General features: G+C 71.6%; 19 protein-coding genes. 14 read left to right on the top strand and 5 right to left on the bottom strand.

The genetic code is table 11. The annotated features are described in order from the left end of the window. Positions 1–24 precede the first annotated feature (24 nt). Positions 25–2,655, top strand: coding sequence for a SpoIIE family protein phosphatase (locus tag AB0D93_RS12405; protein ID WP_362117403.1), 2,631 nt, complete (start codon positions 25–27; stop codon positions 2,653–2,655). Positions 2,656–2,705: 50 nt separating this feature from the next. Here AB0D93_RS12405 and AB0D93_RS12400 read toward each other — a convergent pair whose 3' ends face one another. Both AB0D93_RS12400 and AB0D93_RS12395 read right to left on the bottom strand, forming a co-directional pair. Beyond that, positions 2,706–2,984, bottom strand: coding sequence for a hypothetical protein (locus tag AB0D93_RS12400; protein WP_362117400.1), 279 nt, complete (start codon positions 2,982–2,984; stop codon positions 2,706–2,708). A 29-nt stretch (positions 2,985–3,013) separates the two neighbouring features. Beyond that, positions 3,014–3,397, bottom strand: coding sequence for an STAS domain-containing protein (locus AB0D93_RS12395; RefSeq protein WP_362117397.1), 384 nt, complete (start codon positions 3,395–3,397; stop codon positions 3,014–3,016). A gap of 204 nt (positions 3,398–3,601) precedes the next feature. Here AB0D93_RS12395 and AB0D93_RS12390 point away from each other — a divergent pair, with 204 nt between their 5' ends. The 6 genes from AB0D93_RS12390 (at position 3,602) to AB0D93_RS12365 (ending at position 9,924) form a co-directional block, all read left to right on the top strand. Further along, positions 3,602–6,250, top strand: coding sequence for an amino acid permease (locus tag AB0D93_RS12390; protein ID WP_362117394.1), 2,649 nt, complete (start codon positions 3,602–3,604; stop codon positions 6,248–6,250). A gap of 233 nt (positions 6,251–6,483) precedes the next feature. Continuing rightward, the gene (locus tag AB0D93_RS12385; RefSeq protein ID WP_362117391.1) at positions 6,484–7,896 is read left to right on the top strand and encodes a condensation domain-containing protein; all 1,413 of its coding nucleotides are present in this window, start codon (positions 6,484–6,486) and stop codon (positions 7,894–7,896) included. 209 nt (positions 7,897–8,105) lie between these two features. Further along, complete coding sequence (locus AB0D93_RS12380; protein WP_362117388.1) at positions 8,106–8,351, top strand: hypothetical protein; 246 nt, start codon at positions 8,106–8,108, stop codon at positions 8,349–8,351. 142 nt (positions 8,352–8,493) lie between these two features. Next, positions 8,494–8,841, top strand: coding sequence for a hypothetical protein (locus AB0D93_RS12375; protein ID WP_362117385.1), 348 nt, complete (start codon positions 8,494–8,496; stop codon positions 8,839–8,841). A gap of 148 nt (positions 8,842–8,989) precedes the next feature. Then, positions 8,990–9,253 (top strand): hypothetical protein, encoded by a 264-nt coding sequence (locus tag AB0D93_RS12370; RefSeq protein ID WP_362117382.1) that lies wholly within the window; start codon positions 8,990–8,992, stop codon positions 9,251–9,253. Positions 9,254–9,579: 326 nt separating this feature from the next. After that, positions 9,580–9,924, top strand: a complete 345-nt coding sequence (locus AB0D93_RS12365; RefSeq protein WP_362117379.1) for a hypothetical protein — start codon at positions 9,580–9,582, stop codon at positions 9,922–9,924. Between the two features lie 84 nt (positions 9,925–10,008). Here AB0D93_RS12365 and AB0D93_RS12360 read toward each other — a convergent pair whose 3' ends face one another. The 3 genes from AB0D93_RS12360 to AB0D93_RS12350 all read right to left on the bottom strand — a co-directional run bounded on the left by AB0D93_RS12360 (position 10,009) and on the right by AB0D93_RS12350 (position 11,492). Next, positions 10,009–10,293, bottom strand: coding sequence for a hypothetical protein (locus AB0D93_RS12360; RefSeq protein ID WP_362117376.1), 285 nt, complete (start codon positions 10,291–10,293; stop codon positions 10,009–10,011). A 224-nt stretch (positions 10,294–10,517) separates the two neighbouring features. After that, positions 10,518–10,799, bottom strand: a complete 282-nt coding sequence (locus AB0D93_RS12355; protein ID WP_362117373.1) for a hypothetical protein — start codon at positions 10,797–10,799, stop codon at positions 10,518–10,520. A gap of 204 nt (positions 10,800–11,003) precedes the next feature. Continuing rightward, complete coding sequence (locus AB0D93_RS12350) at positions 11,004–11,492, bottom strand: hypothetical protein (RefSeq protein ID WP_362117370.1); 489 nt, start codon at positions 11,490–11,492, stop codon at positions 11,004–11,006. A 465-nt stretch (positions 11,493–11,957) separates the two neighbouring features. Between AB0D93_RS12350 and AB0D93_RS12345 the strand changes: the two genes are divergently transcribed. The 7 genes from AB0D93_RS12345 to rpmA all read left to right on the top strand — a co-directional run bounded on the left by AB0D93_RS12345 (position 11,958) and on the right by rpmA (position 20,549). Continuing rightward, a complete protein-coding gene (locus AB0D93_RS12345; protein ID WP_362117367.1) occupies positions 11,958–12,695 on the top strand; it encodes a hypothetical protein in 738 nt (245 codons plus the stop codon). Positions 12,696–12,768: 73 nt separating this feature from the next. Then, complete coding sequence (locus AB0D93_RS12340; protein ID WP_362117364.1) at positions 12,769–13,050, top strand: hypothetical protein; 282 nt, start codon at positions 12,769–12,771, stop codon at positions 13,048–13,050. 222 nt (positions 13,051–13,272) lie between these two features. Then, positions 13,273–14,385 (top strand): hypothetical protein, encoded by a 1,113-nt coding sequence (locus AB0D93_RS12335; protein WP_362117361.1) that lies wholly within the window; start codon positions 13,273–13,275, stop codon positions 14,383–14,385. A gap of 46 nt (positions 14,386–14,431) precedes the next feature. Next, positions 14,432–15,202 (top strand): TIGR03936 family radical SAM-associated protein, encoded by a 771-nt coding sequence (locus AB0D93_RS12330; RefSeq protein ID WP_362117358.1) that lies wholly within the window; start codon positions 14,432–14,434, stop codon positions 15,200–15,202. A gap of 262 nt (positions 15,203–15,464) precedes the next feature. After that, positions 15,465–19,727: an Rne/Rng family ribonuclease gene (locus AB0D93_RS12325; RefSeq protein WP_362117355.1), complete on the top strand. Its 4,263-nt coding sequence runs from the start codon at positions 15,465–15,467 to the stop codon at positions 19,725–19,727. A gap of 232 nt (positions 19,728–19,959) precedes the next feature. Then, positions 19,960–20,280, top strand: a complete 321-nt coding sequence (rplU, locus tag AB0D93_RS12320) for a 50S ribosomal protein L21 (protein ID WP_009188585.1) — start codon at positions 19,960–19,962, stop codon at positions 20,278–20,280. Positions 20,281–20,294: 14 nt separating this feature from the next. Beyond that, a complete protein-coding gene (gene rpmA, locus AB0D93_RS12315; protein ID WP_055703572.1) occupies positions 20,295–20,549 on the top strand; it encodes a 50S ribosomal protein L27 in 255 nt (84 codons plus the stop codon). Positions 20,550–20,669: the final 120 nt, after the last annotated feature.

The following is a 20,669-nucleotide window of genomic DNA, read 5'->3' as shown; positions in this document are numbered from 1 at the left end:
GATGTTTGTGGGCACCCAACCGGTATGGGCAGCCCCGTTCCTCCCGGCGCGCCGTCGCGTCGCCTGTCTCCGGTGCCGGAGAGTGCCGCGAGGGCCCGGCGGTTCGTGCGCTCGGTACTGGACGGTGTCGCACCGGATCTGCTGGACACCGCCGAGCTGCTGGTCGGCGAGCTGGTGACCAACGCGGTGCTCCACGCGCGCACCGAGACCGAGGTGCGGGCCTGGGCCGTCGACGGCCGGGCGCATGTGCGGGTCAGTGACGGCCGACCGGACCGTGGGCTGGTGCCGCACGAGCGTCACCCCTACGCCTGCACCGGCAGGGGCCTGGCCCTGGTGGAGGAGCTGGCCACCAGCCACGGCGTCCACGGCGACGGACACCGCAAGACGGTCTGGTTCGAGCTGTGGCCGAAGGCGCCGGCGCCGCCCACGTCCGCGTGGGAGACCGTGCGGCCGTCCGGCCGCACCGTGACCGTGACGCTGAACGACGTGCCGTACGCCTTGTACTGGGCGGCGCAACAGCACTGGGAGGGGCTGCTGCGCGAGCTGCTGCTGGCCACGCACGCCACCGGCTGGACAGGGGGGCGGCAGCGGGACCTCTTCGTCGCTCAGGACATGAGCAACATGATCTGCGCGTGCATGACGGCGGCGGTGGAGCAGGAGAGCCCGGACAGCTCGACGCTCTCCCTGCTCGTCGGCTTCCCGGAGGGCGCCGCGGCAGGCCTGGTGACCCTGCGCCAGGTCCTCGACGAGGCCGATGCGGCGGCCCAGCAGGGAAACCTGCTCACCCTCCCGGCCCTTCCGCAGATCCGGGCCTTCCGGCACTGGCTGTTCGACCAGATCACCGGCCAGCTGTCCGGGGGCGACCCCACCGCGTGGACGCTGATCCGCGGGGCGCCGAGCGCGATGCCCGCGGAACTGGCGCCCTGGGACGCGAGCGAGGTGGAGGCCGCCCATGTGCCGACCATCGCGGCCGACGACCGCAACCGGATCATCGCGGTGAACAACGCCGCGGCGAGCCTGCTGGGCTGGCAGGCGCACGACCTCGTCGGGCAGCGGCTGACCACGCTGATCCCCGAACACCTGCGCAAACGCCACGTGGCGGCCTTCACCTCGCTGCTGCTCACCGGCGAGCCCCGCATCCTCGGCCGCTCCATCCCGGTTCCCGCACTGCACCATGACGGCCGGCTGATCCCCATCCGCCTGGCCATCGAGACCCAGGAGGCGGTGGACGGGCGCACCGTGTTCGTCGCCCAGCTCACCACGACGACGGCTCCGCCCGCCCCGCCGGAGGCGCCGCAGGACGGCCGGCACGCCACGCGCCCGTCGCCGGGCCCGGTGCACCTGCCGAGCAACACCAAAAAGGCGACGGTGACCAGCCTCGACACGGCGGCGCCGGAGTGGCTGTCCCTGTTCGCCGACACCGGCAGAGCGCTGACCAGCACCCTCGACGCACACGGGAGGCTGCAGCGGGTGTGCGACGTCCTGACCCGGCAGCTGGCCGACTGGTGCGCGGTCGATCTCCTCGACGGGTCCGGTCACGTGGAGCGTGTCTGCATCGCTCACCGCGATCCCCGGGTGCCGATTCCCGGGCGGCACCTCGGCAGGCTCCCCCCGCTGTCCGAGACCACGCAGGGATCCCTGCCCCGGGTGCTGCGCGGCGCGGGTCCCCTGCTGATCACCGACATCCCGTCGCTCGGGCAGGCCCGCAGCCCCCTGGACGCCCGGCAACTGGAGCTGGTGGAGCGGCTCGGCGGAAGCAGCGCCGTCATCGCCCCGCTGCGGGCCCAGCGGGAGGTGTTCGGCGCCCTGACCATGGTCCGCGTCCGGGACGAGCACCCTTTCACCAAGGAGGACATCCTCCCGATCGCGGAACTGGTACGCGGTATCGCTCTCGGGGTGGACAACGCCCGTCTGCACCAGTACGCCCACTCCAACGCCGAGAAGCTCCAGCGCGCCCTGCTGCCCGAGCTGCCCCAGGCCGGCCATGTGGAGCTGGCCGCCCGCTACCTCCCCTCCAGCACGACCGCCGAGATCGGCGGGGACTGGTACGACGCCTTCGTCCTGCCCAGCGGAGACACCGCGCTGGTCGTCGGCGACGTGTCCGGCCACGACCTCAAGGCCGCCGTCTCCATGAGCACCCTGCGCAACATGCTGCGCGGTATCGCCGTCGACCGCCAGGAACCGCCCGGGGACGTCCTGCGCCGTCTGGACCTCGCGAGCCAGACGCTCGATCCGCACGCCACAGCCACCTGCGTCTACGCCGTGATCAAGAGCGACGAAGGCGGCGGGAGCAGCCTGCACCACGCCTCCGCCGGCCACCTGCCGCCCCTTCTGACCACCCGGGAGGGCGAGACCCGCTACCTGGAGGACGGCCGGGGCCTGATGCTCGGCATGGACGCCGGCCTGCCCCGCCCGTCCGCCTGCGACCCGCTGCCGCCCGACTCCACCCTGCTGCTCTTCACCGACGGCCTCATCGAGCGCCGCGGCGAGCCCCTCGACGACGCCATGACCCGACTCCGCCGGCACACCCCCGGCCAGGCGCAAGACCCCCTCGACGTCTTCTGCGACGAACTGATCATCAAATTCGGCGCCGACAGCACCGACGACATCGCCCTGCTCGCCCTACGGCCCACCCCGCCCCGCCGTCCCGGCTGAGACCGCCGGCGGCGAAGGCGGCCGGCGTGCCTCCCCGACGCCTGCGAAGGTCAGGCGGAGGAGCCGCACTCGTCGCGCCGGCCATGGTCGGTCAGCCACTCCTCCAGCGCGTCGCGCTCCGCGAGGATCCGGGCCCGCAGGGCGGCGGACCAGCCGGGGGCGAAGGCCGCGAGGGTGCGGTTGGCCGCCCACATGCGGATCTGGGCCACGGTGATCTGGTCGAGTTCCCGGCTGGTGCGCCAGCGGGCGCCGGCTCCCTCGCACAGGGACATGCCGTGGTCGAAGAACTCGTCGATGAGGGCGTGTACCCGGGCATCGCGGTCACGCACGGCGGCCTCCTCGCTCGGCCATGGTCTCGTCACAGCGAGCCGACCCCGACCGCGTCGCGCACCGTCTCGTGCACCTGGAGGTCATGGGTCGGCCTCGCGATGCGCAGTAGCCTGCGCACGCGCCCCTGGGGAACCACCACACGGACCGTGCCTCCACGCCGGACGGCCGTCTGGTGGGCGTTGATGAGCACGCCGAGGCCGTGCGCGTCGCAGAAGGTGACGCCGCCGAGATCGACGATCACCCGGGGACGCCCGCCGTGGTCGGCCACGAGCGCTCCCAGGTCCGTGCGCAGCCCCGGCACGGTGAAGATGTCGATCTGCCCGGCCAGGCTGGCGATCGTCCAGCCGTCGAGGCGGTCCACGGACACCTTCAGCACCGCATGTCCATCCCCCCGCCGGTCTTCCCTGTCCATGGCGCACCTCCACTGACGCCCATACCGGCAGGTTCAGGTGCGCGGCGGTGAGCCGACAGGGGCTGACGGTCCCCGGTGTGGTGCCGTAGGTCCCGGTGCCGTGGACCGTTCGGCTCACGCCGTGGGCAGGGACGCGGGGCCGTGCGCCGGCCGGCGGCGTTCCCGCTGTCGCCGCTGCCCTGTTGCGCGGGCATGGGGCGCGCGTTGGAATCAAGTGTGTGGCACTTCGGCGGCGCCGTGCCGGCCGACCGCCCCGCGCCTGGGGCGGGGGCCGGCCAGAAGGGGCTCAAAAGCGATGCCCTGGGCATGTTCTCCTCGGTGGCCATGGGCCTTGCCTCCACCGGCCCGGCGTACAGCCTGGCCGCCACGCTGGGCATCATCGTGGCCGGCGTGGGACTTCAGGCCCCGATCGTCACGATGCTGGCGTTCGTCCCGATGCTGCTGGTCGCCTACGCCTTCCGGGAGCTCAACGCGAGCAACGCCGACTGCGGCACCACCTTCACCTGGGCCACCCGGGCCTTCGGACCACGCGTCGGCTGGATGGGCGGCTGGGGCCTGATCGTCGCCAACGTCCTCGTCATGGCGAACCTCGCCGAGATCGCCGCTGCCTACGGCTTCCGGCTGGTGGGCCTCGACGGAATGGCGGAGAGCCGGCTGTGGACCACCGTGGGCGGCATCGTCTGCATCGCCGCGCTGACCGTGATCTGCTACGTCGGCATCGAGTTCTCGGCGGCCGTCCAGCGCTGGCTGCTGTGCCTGGAAGTGGCCATGCTGGTCCTTTTCGCCGTCGCGGCGCTGGTCAGGGTCTACACCCACCCGCCCCCGACGGCGATCCACGTGTCCGCCTCCTGGTTCAACCCGTTCGAGGTGCCCTCGATGAGCGCCCTGACCTCGGGCGTCCTCGCGGGGGTCTTCATCTACTGGGGCTGGGACACCGCGTTCACGGTCAACGAGGAAACCGTCGACAGCACGCGCGTCCCCGGGCGGGCCGCGGTCACGTCCACCCTTCTGCTCCTGGTCATGTACGGCCTGGTGTCCACCTCGGCGCAGGCGTTCGCGGGCGTCGGCACCTCGGGCATCGGGCTCGGCAACACGCACAACTCGGACGACGTGCTCTCCGGACTGGGCAGGGCCGTGTTCGGGAGCGACGAGACGGGGCTGACGCTGTCGAGAGTGCTGATCCTGATGGTGCTGACCTCCGCGCTGGCCTCCGCCGAGACCACCATCCTGCCCCTGGCCAGGACCGTCTTCTCCATGGCGGTCCACAAGGCGCTCCCCTCCCGGCTCGCCCGGGTCCACCGCAGGTTTCTCACCCCGACCTGGGGCACGATCGGCATGGGCGCGGCCTCGATCGCCGTCTTCGTCCTGCTGGCGTCGTTCAGCCGGAACATCCTGGCCGACTCGATCGACTCGGTCGGTCTCGCGATCGCGTTCCAGTACGGGGTGACCGGCTTCGCCTGCATCTGGTACCACCGCAAGATCCTCACCCGCAGCACCAGGGACCTGGTCTTCAAGGGGGTGCTGCCGGGACTCGGCGGGTTGATGCTGGCCTCGCTGTTCCTCTACGCGGCCTTCGTCGTCTACGCGGATCCCGAGTACGGCACGACCGCCGTCGATCTGCCGCTGATCGGCAGAACGGGCGGGGTCACCGTCCTGGGCCTGGGCGCCCTGCTGATCGGTCTGCTGCTGATGCCGGTGGTCACCCGTGGCCACGGCGTGGCCCTCAAACTCCAGCGGGGCCTGCTTCCGCGCCGCCTGCCACCGCACGCCGCCGTCCACTCGGCGAGCCGCTACCAGCCCGCAGACAGCCGGTCCGGGGTGGGCGGCGACTGGTACGACGTCATTCCCCTGTCGGGAACCCGGGTCGGCCTGGTCGTCGGGGACGTGCTCGGTCACGGCCTGCGCGCCGCGGCCACCATGGGCCGCCTGCGTACGGGTGTGCGCGTGCTGGCCCGGCTGGACCTGAGCCCGGACGAGCTGCTGTCCCGGCTGGGCGACCTGGTCGAGCAGACCGTGCACGAGGGCGGCTCCGGCCGGGGTCCGGGCCACCGCAGGCCGCACGCCGACGCGGCCCTGGGCGTCAGCTGCCTGTACGCGGTGTACGACCCCCTCTCCGGGAAGTGCAGCCTGGCGCGGGCGGGGGAGCCGGTGCTGGCGGTCGTCGACCCGCAGACGGGCGCCGTCGACCATCCGGACCTGCCGGTCGGTCCGCCGCTGGGCATCGAGGGCCTGCCTTACCAGAGCACGGAACTGCAGCTGGCGCCCGGCAGCCTCGTCGCCCTCTGCACGGAGGGCTTCCTCCAGGCGGCCGACGACCGTGACGCCGGGCTCGCGCAGCTGTCCCGCGTGCTGGCCGACGGCCGGGGGTCCTTGGAGACGCTGTGCGACAGGGCGGTGGCCGCCCTGCTGCCCGGACCGGTGGACGTGGACGCGACGCTTCTCCTGGTCCGCACCCGCCTGCTCGACCGGAACCGGTTCGCCGAGTGGGGGGTCGTCCCGGAGCCGGCGACGGTGGCCACCGTCCGCACCGCCGTCACCAAGCAGCTCGGCGACTGGGAGCTGGACGACCTGGCGTTCACCACCGAGCTCATCGTCAGCGAACTGGTCACCAACGCCATCCGCTACGTCGGCGGTCCGATCCGGGTACGCCTGATCCGCGACCGGACCCTCATCTGCGAGGTCTCCGACACCGGCCACACCGCGCCCAACCTGCGGCACGCCGCGAGCGACGAGGAGGGGGGCCGGGGCCTGTTCATCATCGCCCAGATGACCCACCAGTGGGGCACGCGCTACACCCGCTTGGGCAAGACCATCTGGACCGAGCAGGACCTGCCGCAGGCGGATCACCAGTAGCACAACCGGCGTAAATCCGGGCGATCTTGAGAGCATGAGCCGGATCCACCGGTATGAACAAGGTGAAGTCGTCCCGGTCAACAGCCGTTCAGCGGCACACGATCGCCGTTGAGGGGTCGTTTCTCCGTTCGAGGCGTCACACGTTCCGCTGAAAAGTCGGCGACACAGCGACCGCCGCTCGCGTACGGCGTCCCCTTGATCAAGCTGGTGTCTTCTGCGAAGGAGACGCCACCGTGCGAATTTCTGACATTCAGCGCTGCGAGGTCCGGCCCGGACAGCTCGTCGAGTGGACGATCAGCCCGGCGACCATCGCGGCCGCGGCAGCGCTGCCGCCCGATCCGCGGCCGCCGGCGTACATCCAGGAGTCGCACATCAGAACGGCCCGCTCGGTGCGGGAGGACGGTCTGTTCGTACCGACCTGGCTCGGCACGGCGTTCGACCTGCCGGGCCGGGCCGATCTCGACGCGCTGGAAAGGGCGTTGAGAGGCTGGACGCTGCGTCACGAGACGCTGCGCAGCGGCTTCAGGTGGGCCGGCGACGACATGCAGCGGTTCACGCTCGACGAGGAGGAGGTGTCGCTGCACCGCGAGGTGATCGGCGACTTCGCCGACGCGGGTGCGCTGATCCGGTACCTGCAGGACCGGTTCGACGCCGCGGCGGACGCCCTCGGCTGGCCGAACCTCATCTACGCGGCGGTCGTTCGCGAGGACTGCACCAGCGTGTACATGGCGTTCGACCACACCAACGTCGACGCCTACTCCATCCATCGCATCCCCGACGAAATCCACGAACTGTACACGGCGGGCGTCACGGGGCGGCCCGTCAGCGGCCCGTCCGTGGCGAGTTACGTCGACTTCTGCGAGCAGGAGCGGGCGAACGCGGACGGCATCGACGACACGCACGCGATCGTCGCACGCTGGCGGGAGTTCATCAGCCGATGCGACGGCAGGCTTCCGGAATTCCCCGTCGATCTCGGTCTGCGGCCCGGTGGCGCGCTGCCCGCCCAGAAGTTGGTGTGCGAACCCCTCGTCGACGCGGACGCCGCCGCCGCGTTCGAGGCGCACTGCCGGCCCTACGGCGGCAGCCTGGTGGGCATTCTGGCCGCGACCAGCCTCATCGTCCACGAGCTCGGCGGGCAGCCGGTCTACCGCACGGTCGTGCCGTTCCACACCCGGCTGAAGTCCGAGTGGTCGGACTCCGTGGGCTGGTACGTCGGCGGCGCGCCCATCGAGGTGCCCGCGGCACGGGACTTCGACAGCGCGCTCGACATGGTCCGCGCCGAGTTGCGGGCCAACCGGTCGCTGGCACGCATTCCGCTGGCCCGCGTACTGCGGCTGCTCGGCGCGGACTTCCGCCCGACCTCGCCCGACATGTACTCGATCATTTCGTATGTCGATGCCCGGCTCATTCCCGGCGCGCCCCACTGGGACCAGCGGAAGGCGTACGGGCTGATCCGGGTGTCGTACGGCGATCAGGTGTGCGCCTGGGTCAACCGGCTGCACGAGGGGCTGTGGTTCGCCTGCCGGTACCCGGACACCGACGTCGCCTACAAGAACGTGCGGCTGTATGCCGAGGGGCTGCGCGACCTGATCGCCTCCGTGTCCGCGGGCGGGCGCTCGCGGGTCGCGGAGCCGGCGTTCTCCTGACACAACTCTCGTCCGTCCCGCCCGCGTTCGGCCCGCGCGGCACCGCAATCCATGCCCGGGTGACGCCAGTTGGCATCCATTCGGTGGTTCTGTCATGACACATCCCCATCGGTGCGGATGTCCGGTGTGGAACGCTCCACTCGACTACTGATAGTGTTTGGGTCGTCACGCTAGGCAACACGTTTCACTGCAAAAGAACCGAGGGTTCCATGCGCAAGCTTCAGCAGGTCGTGATCGCGGCGGTGGCGGCGGCCGGCGGTCTGACCGCCATCGGCGCCGGCTCCGCCATCGCCGACACCAACGGCGGTGAGCTGCAGGTGTCCAACCTCTACCGCCCGTACCAGGAGTGCAGCCCGCAGACGGTGGCGGAGAACGACGTCCCGATCGGCGTGCTCGGCCTCGCCGACACCAGCGACACGGCCTGCGGCCAGTACAACAACGCTTTCACCGGCTGAGTCCGGCGGCGTCGTCGTGTGCGACGCCTGGTGCGGGGCTCTTCGTGGTCGGTCTCGAAGGGTCCCGCTTTTCCGGCCGGTTGTCCGAGTGTCGAAGACGGAGCCCGGCGCACCGGGCACCTTTGCAGAGGAGGCACATCACATGTTCGGCAGGAAGAGAATCGCGGTCGTCTCGGGGCTCGTCGGGGGCGTTGCCGCGGCGTGCGTCGGCGTCACCCCGGCGGCGAACGCCGCTGCCGGCCCGGGGAAGTGCACGCGCGATCTCCTGGGCAACGTCGCCTGTGTCCAGCGGATCAGCGGTGAAGTCCCCAAAGGCGCCGCCATCCCGCACCAGGAGCTGTGTCAGTCGGTGCAGCCGACGGAAGTCCCCTCCTTCCTGGGTGGCGGGACGCAGCAGTTCGAGACCGAGGTGACCTGTACCCCCGTGGCCCGGGGCGGCGTGCCCGCAGCGAACCGCGACGAGGTGGAGTCGCCCGACGTGTCCAATTGAGCCCGGACGCCGGACCCTTCCGGTCGACACCTCGTGGCGCCGACGCGACGTGCCGGGGTGTAGATCCTCAATAACTACGGACTGTGTGTATATGCTCACATTAAGTAGTCAAGCCAGGCGCTTCCGCCTGGGTTAGGAAGGGTCAACCATGCGTAAGTTTCAGCGCGTTGCAGTCGTAGCCGCGGCGATCGCGGGGCTGTCCGCCTTCGGCGGCGGCGTCAGCTTTGCCGCCGGCGGCGAGGACGCGCCTCCGCAGATCACCGCCGTGGCCAACTCGACGGCCAACGCCGTTGCGGTCGGCGGTAACAACACCACGGAGACCGAGCCGAAGGCCGGGCAGGAAGCGGGGCCGCAGGACGAGGGGAACTCCGGCCCGGAGCAGGGCGACGACCAGCACCAGGGCGACGAGTAAGGACGTACCGAGGGCTCACCCTCTCGGAGTCGGCGCGGGGCGCACCGGCCTTCTTCGGAAATCTGATGTGCACCGCACGCATTCGGCACACCGGGCCGGCACCGTTTCGGTCTGTTCACCGGTCTGCCGAGTGACACCCGTGGCGAAGGCAGCCCGGACGCACGACGGTCCCGTCGGGGTACGCGTCCGGGCTGCGGCATTTCCGCCATCGGCGCGCTTGGTAACGCATCCAGGCGCGGAATGCTCAGTTTCGACCTTCTCGGGCCCGGGCGCACGCCAGTCAATGGCGCATGCGCCCGGGCCCCTGTCGTAAAGGAAGACAACTCATGTTCACTGTACGGAAGATCGCCACCGTCTCGGGGCTCGTCGGAAGTCTCGCCGCGTTCTGCGTCGGCGCCGGACACGCGTACGCGGACGGGTCCTCGGACGACTGCAGGAGCACCGAGCAGGGCGGCACCGTCTGCGTTCACAAGAACGAGACCCGCACTGACAAGGGCGGGGTGCACGTCGTCAAGCAGCTGCTCGACTGCTCGACGTCCGACCGCCCGCGCCTGGTGTTTCCGGAGGACCAGCTGCTGGACGGCGGTCCCTCCGGAAACGGGCAGCACGTGGACTGCTCGAACACGGAAAAGCTGCCCAAGGGCTTCAAGAAGCCGCACTTCGAGTTCTGAGCGCCGCCAGTACATGCCGGACCGGAGAAACAGTAATCCCCGGTACCCAACCAGTTGTCGGATACCGGGGATTACTGCTCTGCGTTACTTGCCGAACGCCTCGTTGCTGCAGCTCAGCTTCGAACCGGTGTTGTTGCTCTGGGCGCCCGCGTTGCCCTCGTCGTTCAGGCCCAGCAGGCCGTTGAGGAGTCCGACGTTGCCGAGGATGTTGAGGTTCAGGTCGTGCGACCTGCACTGGTTGCTCTGCTGGACGTTGAACTCGTTGCCGTCCTTGCCCCAGCCCTGGTCGGCGTGGGCGGTGCCGACACCCAGGAGTCCGACGCTCCCGAATGCGGCGAGGACAACGGCAGCAGTGCGGAGCTTGTGCATGTGATCTCCGTTGGAATGAGATGGAGGCGATGTGCGAGAAATCGCCGTATGTGCCGACATGAATGCTGATACGAAATACCCGGATGAATCGAGCGACGCGCCGAATGCGAGTGCTTTTTCGCTATCTTGGAGGTCCGTCGGCGCACACGAATGGTCCCGACGCCCGGGCTGGGGCCGGGTGCCGGGACCATTTCACCGCCCGGCGCCTGGGCGCCGCACGCAACTCAGAAGGCGCTGTTGCTGCAACTCAGCGTCGATCCGGTGTTGTTGTTCTGGGCGCCCGGGTGGCCCTCGGGGTTGAGGTCCAGCACGCCGTTGAGGAGTCCGACGTTGCCGAGGATGTCGACGTTCAGGTCGTGCGACTTGCAGTGGTTGCTCTGCATGATGTCGAACCTGTCGCCGCCGTGGTCGCCGCCGTGCTCGCCGCCGGCGTAGGCCGTGCCGCTCATGAGGCCGATGCTGCTGAGCGCGGCTACCAGGACGGCAACATTGCGAAGCTTGCGCATGTCATCTCCGTGGGAGTGGGGGTTTGCGATCTGTGACAGATCGACTTTTTACAGTTACCGGAGATTAGTACGAAATACGCCAAAGCTCGCAACGGCACGCCGTTTCCACAGTCAAGAGGCAGAGCCACCCGAAAGTCGGTATGCGCATGCGAACGGGCTCATCGATCGGGTCGAAAGCCCGTGCAGCGCATTGGACCCAGAGCGTCAGCCCTGATGCTGCGCGCTGGCGAGGGAGTTGGACTGGCTGTTGGCCTGGGTGCAGGCGACGCCTCGGGTCTCGGCGGCCGCGAGCAGGGCGACCGGGATGTTCGCGTCGAGCAGGTTCTGAGGGCTGCACTCCTGGTACGGCCGGAACAGGTTGGTCTGGCCCACCGAACCGCCCTGTGCCGTCTGCGGGGCCTGTGCCGTCTGCGGGGTCGGCGAGGAGATCTGCGGGCTGATCTGCGGGTTGAGCTGAGGGTTGACCTGCGGGGTGACCTCGGTGCCCCGCTGCGGGTACGCCTGCTGCGGCGTGCCGTAGGACTGCGTGGTCGCCTGGGCGGAGGTGGCCGAGGCGGCCTGGGCGTCCGGCTGTGAAACGGGAGTCGGAGCCGCCCCGTTGTAGGCGGGGGCGGCGGAGCTTGGGCCGGCGCCGACGGCTGACAGGCCGCCGGCTGCTGCGACGATGAGCGCGACTTGCTGAAGCTTGCGCATGGAATCCTCGGCCCTTCATTGACCTGTGTACGGAACCTGGTGAAATGCTGACGGGCGGCGCGGTTGTCGCCGCTTTCGCCGCCCTGGACGGCTGCGATGGACCATCGTTCTCGCCCCGAGGGGAACGAAATGCGCGCGGGCTCGGACACGGGCGTCGGCGCGTGGTCACCCATTTGACACAACGACTCTGGCCCGCAATGCCAGTTCCGGTGAATGGCAAATGGGTGACGAGCCGCCAGGAGCCGTGACCGCGGCGGGGGAACCGTCGTTCCGACGAGAGGAGGGCAGCGAACGTGAACTCAAAGAGGAGTGCGAGACTTTGCTGCCGGCTCCGATGCGACGTCCGCGTACCACTCAGGAGTTACCGCTACTGACGGTGCGGTGTGATGAACGCACCAACTGTACGTGTGACCGCACTGAATTCAGTGGGTTTCCCTTTCAGGTATCGAAGGGCCGAGGGTTTTCATGCGCAAGCTTCACAAGGCCGCGCTCGTTCTAGCAGCGGCCGGCGGTCTGTCCGCCATCGGCGCCGGCGTCAGCTATGCCGACTCCCCCGTCGGATATGGCGGTCCCGCTCCGGCTCCTGCGCCGGACCAGCCGGCTCCCCAGGCCGCACCCCCGGCACCTGCTTCGCAGGCTCCGCCGCAGCAGCAGGCCGGTTACGCCGCGGGCTCGACGCAGGGAACGGCACAGGCGACCGTCACGCCGCCGCAGCAGCAGGCCGCCCCCGCCTACCCGCAGCAGTACCCCCAGCCGTACCCCCAGCCGTACCCCCAGCAGCAGGCCGTCCCGCCGCCACAGCAGGCCGGTTACGCCTCCGCCATGGCCTCGTCGCAGGGCTCGGCGCAGGCCACCACCGCGCCGCCCCCGCAGCAGCAGGCCGCCCCCGCGTACCCGCAACAGCAGGCCGCCCCCGCCTACCCGCAGCAGTACGCCCAGCCGCAGGCCGCTCCGCCACCGCCGGCGCAGGTCATCCCGCAGGTCATGCCGCAGGTCGCCCCGCAGGTGGCCGTACCGCAGGCCGCCACCCCGGAGACCCCGATGCGTGTCGGACCGCAGGTGAACCCGCAGGTGAACCCGCAGGTGAATCCGCTCATCAACCCGATGCTCGGGTCGCCGAGCGTGCCGACGCTGGCTCCCGTCGGCCTCGGACAGCTGGCGGCACCTCCCGTCGGTCAGCTGGGACTTCCCCGGCTCGGCTGACGGCCTCACGAAATCGTCCGCAGCCCCCATGCGATCTGTTGCAGATCCCATCCGCTCGACCAACGGAGAACCAATGCGCAAGTTCCACAGGGCAGTCCTCGTGGGTGCCGTGCTCGGCAGTGTCTGCTCCTTCGGCGGTGCCACCGCCTTCGCCCACGGTGAGCCGGGCCATGACAGCGACTTCGACGTCACCCAGAGCAACGAGTGCCGTTCGCACGACATGAACATCGACGTGCTCGGCAACCTCGGCGCCTTCAACGGCCTGGCAGGCAACCTGCTGAACGGCGAGGGCAACCCGGGCGCGCAGCTGAGCCACCTCGGTTCGGACGTGAGCTGCAGCAACCGGGCGTTCTGACGGCCCTCGCCTCCACTCGCTCCACCCCCGAACCGGCGGGGGTGAGCGAGGACGAGGCGGCCGCGGTGGGGCACGGCCCGGATCGTTGACATCTCCCCGACGGGGCGTTCATCGCCCTGCGTCGCCTCGCGTCCGTCCGGCCCGGCACACCTTCACCGCGCGGTGCACCCGGGAAAGCCGGGCCGCCGGATCCGAACCGGCGGTCCCGGCGTCTGTCCCGGTATGGAACCGAACCAGCCGCCTCCTCGGCCCCGGCAGCCGGAAGGGTGCCTCACCGTCGCGATCCGCGTCCCCCTGCGGATCGTCGTCCTGGTGCTGGTGGTGCCGGTGCGCATGGCGTGGGACACACTCGTCGTCGCCGGACGGATTCTGCGGGACACCGTGCTCAGGCCGGTCGGCCGGGCTCTGCTGTGGGCCGGGAAAGCCCTGTTCGTCCGGCCGTTCGTGGGCCTGTGGCGCCATGTCCTCGTCCCCGTCGGCAGGACGCTCGCCCGGCTCGGCACCGTCCTCGTCGTCGTACCGGCCGGGTGGCTGTACCGGCACGTGCTCACCCCCGCCGGCCACGCCGTCGCCGGGCTCGCGCGCGGGGTGGGCACCGGGCTCGCGTGGGTGTACGCGCGCGTGCTCCGTCCGGCCGGGCATGCGGTCACCCGGCTGCTGCGGGACATCGGCGCCGTACTCGCCGCCGTGGGCATCGGCGGGTACACGGCCGTCGCCCGGCTGGTCCGGTATCTGATCGTCGTCCCCGCCCGATGGCTGTACGACCGGGTCCTCGCGCCCGTCGGACGTGCTCTCGCCCGGTGCGGCCGAGGGGTGGCACGGCTGCTGGACGTGATCGCCACCGGCATCGGAGCCGCCCTGTACTGGACCCTCCGCGTCCTCTTCGTCCTGCCCGCCCTCGTGCTGTGGCGCCGGGTCCTCGCGCCCGTCGGCCGGTTCCTCGCCGTCGTCGCCCGCGAGGTGGGTGACGCCCTCGGGCACGCCTGGCGGATCGCCGGACGCGTCTCGCGGGCCGTCGGGCGGGCGCTCGGGACCTTCTTCCGGTGGGTTTTCGTGGAGCCGGTGCGCTGGGCGTACCGCACCGTCCTGACTCCGGTCGGCCACCTCGTCCGGGACGCCGTGCTGCGGCCCGCCGCCGAAGGCGCGCGCGTGCTGGGCCGGGCCGTCCGCGAGGCGCTGACCGGCGCCCGCGACACGGTGCGGCAGGCCCGCGCCGACATCCGGCGGATGCTGTTCGGCGAGCCGCGCCAGCCGGCCGCGGTGAACCGGCGGGAACCTCAGCGGCCCGCGGCACGTACTCTTGGTAGCAGTACGACCGCACTCACGAAGGACTAGGACACTGGGCAAGCGACAGCCCGAAGGCCCGCCGCCCGCACCCGCGGTGCAGCGCATCCGACTGCGCTACACCAAGCGCGGCCGCCTGAGGTTCACCAGCCACCGAGACTTCCAGCGCGCCTTCGAGCGGGCGCTGCGCCGCGCCGAGGTGCCGATGGCGTACTCGGCCGGTTTCACGCCGCACCCGAAGGTGTCGTACGCCAATGCCGCACCCACCGGCACGGGCAGTGAGGCGGAGTACCTGGAGATCGCGCTCACCGCACCGCGCGACCCGGAGACCCTGCGTGTCCTCCTCGACGAGTCGCTGCCCCCCGGGCTCGACGTGATCGAGGCGGTGGAGGCGCGGACCTCCGGTCTCGCCGACCGGCTGACGGCCTCCGTCTGGGAGCTGCGGCTGGACGGCGTCGACCCGGCCGACGCCGGGCGTGCGGTCGAGACCTTCAACCGGGCCGGGACCGTCGAGGTCCAGCGGATGACCAAGAACGGCGTCCGTACCTTCGACGCCCGCCCGGCCGTGGTGAGCCTGGAAACGCACGGTTCACCGGCTGATAGGCCGACCGGCCAGCCCTGTGCGATACTGCGGCTGGTTGTTCGGCACGTGACGCCTGCCGTACGACCCGACGACGTCCTGTCCGGTCTCCGCGCCGTGGCCGACCTGGCGCCGCCGGTCCCCGCAGCGGTGACCAGGCTGGCGCAGGGGCTGTTCGATGAAGAGACCGGCACGGTGACCGACCCGCTCGCGCCCGACCGCGAGGCAGCCGAGGCCCTGACGGCCGCACCGGCCGCCGCCGCGACGGCGCCGGAAGGTCCCGCGTAAGGACGGACGTCGTAGCGCCGCCCTCGTACTCGGGAGCCACCTGGGTCGGGCAGCGCACCGACCAGAAGACTTTCGCCAGGCCGTACCGACAAGGCGTACGGAACCGGCGAGACAGGACACAGAGTGCTCCCGTGCGGCGCCCGCGCCCCGGACGGCGGCCATCGCGGATCGCGCGGGCCGTGGACGTCAACGGCGGACGGTCTTTTCGGACCGTCGCCGGACCAGGCGCGGCGCCCGGGGGCCTGACGGGAGAAACGCCCGCATGCTCGAGCCGACCGAACCCAACGAGGGTTCCGAACTGAACACACCGAGCGACACCCTGCCGCCGCGCAGGCGTCGCCGTGCCGCCTCCCGCCCGGCGGGCCCGCCGGCCGCGGCCGAGGCTCCCGCCGAGGTGACCGTGCCGGCCATACCGGCCGCCGACCCCGACGAGGTCGCCGAGGTGATCGCGGCCGAAGAGGCCGAGGAAACGCTTGTGGCCGCGGAGGACGTCGAGGCCGCCTCGGCACCCGCCGCCGAGGAGGCCCCTTCCGCCGGCCGTCCGCGCCGCCGTGCCACCCGCCGCGCCTCCGCGCCCGCGGGGTCGCCGTCGACCGCCGACGTTGTCGAGACCGTCGTACCGGCCGCCACGCCCGCCGCCGAGACCGAGAAGCCCGCTGCCGTCGCCGAGGGCGGCGAGGTCGTCGTCGGTGAGGAGGCCGCGCCGCGCCGCGTCCGCCGGCGCGCCACCCGCAGCGTCTCCACTCCGGCCGAGCCCGTTTCCGGTGCCGCCGAGGCCACCGCGGACGAGTCCGCCCCCGCCGAGGAGGCCGCGCCCGCCGGACGAACCCGCCGTCGGGCCACGCGCCGCGCCTCCGCGTCCACCGGGTCGCCGGCTGCGGCCGAGGCCGCCGAGGCGACCGTGGTTGCCGCCGAGGCCGGGGAGGCGCCGGAGCAGGCCGTCGTCGAGACGCCCGCCGCCGTGGAAGAGGCCGCGCCCGCCGCCCGTACGCGCCGTCGCGCGACCCGCCGCGCCTCCGCCCCCGCCGGTGCCCCGAAGGCCGTCGAGGAGGCCGAGGCCGTCGAGGCCGCCGTTCCGGCCGCCCAGGAGGCGGAGGGGACCGCGGAGGCCGTGGAGGCGCCGGCTGCCGAGGAGGCGGCCCCGCGCCGCACCCGTCGCCGTGCCACCCGCCGGGTGTCCGCGCCCACCGCCGAGGACGGCGCCGAGTCCGCCGAGGCGGAGGAGGCCCAGGAGCAGCCCGCCGTGCAGGCCCCGGCCGCCGCGCAGGCGCCGCAGGCTCCCGCCGAGGAGGCCGCCCCGCGTCGTGCCCGGCGCCGGGCCGTGCGGCCCGCGTTCGGGTTCTCCGAGCCCGAGCGGACGACGCAGCCCGCGTCGGAGACCACCGAGAGCGAGGCCCCCGAGGACAAGACCTCGCGCCGGCCCGCCCGCCCCGCCGTCGCCGTCTTCCAGGCGCCGGTGTTCACCGAGCCGAGGTTCCAGACCCCGGAGCGCGCCGCCGCCGAGGCCGCCGCGGAGACCGCCGACACGGAGGAGCCCGAGGAGTACACGGAGGCGGACGAGCGCGCCGAGACCGGCTCGCGCCGCCGTCGCCGCCGCCGGGGTGCCGCCGAGGAGACCCGTGTGACCGAGGCCGCCGCCGAGACGGAGGAGGCCGAGGAGGCCCCGGAGTCCGCCGAGGACCTCGCCGAGGGCGAGGAGGGCGAGGAGGCCGAGGAGACGGAGGGCGCCGAGGGCTTCGAGGAGTCCGGCTCGCGTCGCCGTCGCCGTCGTGGCGGCCGCCGCCGTCGTCGCGGTGAGGCCGCCGAGGGCGAGGCCGGCGAGGACGCCGAGGGCGAGGAACTGGCCGCCGAACAGGCCGCGCAGGACGCCGAGGACACCGCCGAGCAGGAGGAAGAGGACGCAGAGGAGGACCGCGACGAGGCCGGTGCCTCCAGCTCCAGCAGCCGCCGCCGGCGTCGCCGTCGTCGCCGTGCCGGTGACACCTCCGTGGACGCCGAGCCCGGCGAGGGCGACCCCGAGCGCACGGTCGTCAAGGTCCGCGAGCCGCGCAAGCCCAGCGAGCCGTCCGACGAGGTGCAGTCCATCAAGGGCTCGACCCGCCTGGAGGCCAAGAAGCAGCGCCGCCGGGAAGGCCGGGAGCAGGGCCGCCGCCGCGTTCCGATCATCACCGAGGCCGAGTTCCTGGCCCGCCGCGAGGCCGTCGAGCGCGTCATGGTCGTGCGCCAGCACGGCGAGCGCACCCAGATCGGCGTCCTGGAGGACGGCGTGCTCGTCGAGCACTACGTCAACAAGGAGCAGTCGACCTCGTACGTCGGCAACGTCTACCTGGGCAAGGTCCAGAACGTGCTGCCGTCGATGGAGGCCGCCTTCATCGACATCGGCAAGGGCCGCAACGCCGTCCTGTACGCCGGTGAGGTCAACTTCGAGGCGCTGGGCATGGCCAACGGCCCGCGCCGCATCGAGTCCGCCCTGAAGTCGGGCCAGTCGGTCCTCGTGCAGGTCACCAAGGACCCGATCGGGCACAAGGGCGCCCGTCTGACCAGCCAGGTCTCCCTCCCGGGCCGCTACCTCGTGTACGTCCCCGAGGGTTCGATGACCGGCATCAGCCGCAAGCTGCCCGACACCGAGCGGGCCCGGCTGAAGACGATCCTCAAGAAGATCGTCCCCGAGGACGCGGGCGTCATCGTGCGCACCGCCGCCGAGGGCGCGAGCGAGGACGAGCTGCGCCGGGACGTCGAGCGGCTGCAGGCGCAGTGGGAGGAGATCCAGAAGAAGTCGAAGAACGGCAACGCCCCGACGCTGCTGTACGGCGAGCCGGACATGACCGTCCGGGTCGTGCGCGACATCTTCAACGAGGACTTCTCCAAGGTCATCGTCAGCGGCGCCGACGCCTGGGAGACGATCCACGGGTACGTCTCCCACGTGGCCCCGGACCTGGCCGGCCGACTGCAGAAGTGGACCTCCGAGGTCGACGTCTTCGCCACGTACCGGATCGACGAGCAGCTCGCCAAGGCGCTGGACCGCAAGGTCTGGCTGCCCAGCGGTGGTTCGCTGGTGATCGACAAGACCGAGGCGATGGTCGTCGTCGACGTCAACACCGGCAAGTTCACCGGCCAGGGCGGCAACCTGGAGGAGACGGTCACCAGGAACAACCTGGAGGCGGCCGAGGAGATCGTGCGCCAGCTGCGGCTGCGCGACCTCGGCGGCATCGTCGTCATCGACTTCATCGACATGGTCCTGGAGTCCAACCGCGACCTGGTGCTGCGCCGTCTGCTGGAGTGCCTGGGCCGCGACCGTACGAAGCACCAGGTGGCCGAGGTGACCTCGCTGGGCCTGGTGCAGATGACCCGCAAGCGGGTCGGCCAGGGCCTGCTGGAGTCCTTCTCCGAGACCTGCGTCCACTGCAACGGCCGCGGTGTCATCGTGCACATGGAGCAGCCGAGCGCGGCGGCCGGCGGCGGTGGCGGCAAGCGCAAGAAGCGCGGCCGGGGTGGTGAGGTGCACGAGCACGTGCACGAGACCGCCGCGGTGGCCGTGGAGACCGGCGAGGCCGTCGAGCCCGAGGTGGAGACCGCCGTCGAGGTGGCCGCCGAGGTCGCCGAGCCGGTCGCTCTCCCCGCCCCCGAGTTCGCGCCGGACGAGGAGCTGTACAGCAGCATCGCCGAGGCGGAGGCGGCGGCCACCCGCGGTCGTTCGCGCCGTCGCGCGAGCCGCCGTTCCTCCGCTCCCGCGGGCGCGCCGAAGGCGGAGGCCCCTCGCGAGCAGGCTCCGAAGGCCGAGGCCCCGAAGGCGGAGGCCGCCGTGGCCGCTGCCGCGCCGACCGCGCAGGACGTCACCGCCCAGGAGGCGGCTGCGCGTCCGGTGCGTCCGGAGCCGGCCGCCGAGGCGCTGGCCGAGCCCGCGGCCGTCGAGGACCAGGTGGTCCCGGCGCCGCAGACCGAGGCCGTCGAGGAGGCCGCGCCCAAGGGCCGTACGCGCCGTCGTGCGACCCGGAAGGTGTCGGCGCCGGCCGGTTCCCCGGCGGGGGCCGAGGCGACCGTGGTGACGGTGCCCGAGACCGAGCCCGCGGCCGAGGTGCCGGTGGCCCGGCCCGCGGCCGAGGCGCCCGCCGAGGAGACCCCGGCCGCGGCCGCCGTCGAGGAGGCGGCCGAGCCCGTCGAGAGCGCGGCCCCGGCCCGCCCGCGCCGTCGTGCCGTACGCAAGGTCGGCGCGCCGACCGCGTCCGAGGAGGCCGCCGTGGTGGTCCTCCCGTCGGCCGCGGCGGAGGAGGCACCGGCCGGCGACGTCACGGCCGAGGAGGTGGCCGAGGCGACGGCTCCGGCGAAGAAGGCGGCCCGCAAGACCGCCAAGAAGGCCACGGCGAAGAAGGCCGCCGCCAAGAAGACCGTGGCGAAGAAGACCGCGGCCAAGAAGACGGCCGCCAAGAAGACCACGGCCAAGAAGGCGGCCAAGACGGCCGCGGCGAAGTCGACGGCGAAGAAGACCACCACGGTCTCCACCGAGGACGTCGCCGACGAGGGCTGACACCCCGGGTGTGGGGCCGGTCCGCGTGACCGGCCCCACACCCACCGGGGCCCGGTTTGACCCCCCAGGTCATGGCCCCGTAACCTTGACCGTCGGCGTGTCCACTGAACATGCCACATCCCCGTAAACCTCTTCCTCCCGGGCGCAAGGTTGGCCGGGAGAGGTCGTCCGTGATGGTTCTGGGCGGCTGGCCTGCGGGGGTGCCGTTTCTTCGAGCGAAAGAGAGATCCGCGTGTACGCCATCGTGCGCAGCGGTGGTCGCCAGCACAAGGTTGCTGTCGGCGACATCGTTGAGGTTGACAAGATTTCCACCGCCAAGGTTGGCGACACGGTCGAGCTCTCGACCCTGCTCGTTGTCGACGGCGACGCTGTGACCAGCGACCCGTGGGTGCTGGCCGGCATCAAGGTCCAGGCCGAGGTCGTGGACCACCACAAGGGCCAGAAGATCGACATTCTGCGCTACAAGAACAAGACCGGCTACCGCCGTCGGCAGGGCCACCGCCAGCAGTACACGGCGATCAAGGTCACGTCGATCCCCACGGCTGCGAAGTAAGGGACTGAGGAGACATGGCACACAAGAAGGGCGCATCGTCCACCCGGAACGGTCGCGACTCCAACGCCCAGCGGCTCGGCGTGAAGCGCTTCGGCGGTCAGGTCGTGAACGCTGGTGAGATCCTGGTCCGTCAGCGCGGCACCCACTTCCACCCCGGCGCCGGTGTCGGCCGTGGCGGCGACGACACGCTGTTCGCCCTGCAGGCCGGTGCGGTGGAGTTCGGTACCCACCGCGGCCGCAAGGTCGTGAACGTCGTTCCGGTCGCCTGAGCCCAGGCCCAGACCGAACGTTTCGCGAGGCGGACCTCACTTCCCGGTCGGGAAGGCGGGTCCGCCTTTCGCGTGTTACAGCAGAGACATATCCGTACGTTTTCGCAGTGCTGGAGGCAC

The organism is Streptomyces sp. NPDC048191, from assembly GCF_040652655.1.
In the GTDB taxonomy this organism is placed as follows: Bacteria; Actinomycetota; Actinomycetes; order Streptomycetales; family Streptomycetaceae; genus Streptomyces.
Note: the sequence above shows the minus strand (reverse complement) of the source record. Positions and strands in the feature narration are given on the sequence as shown.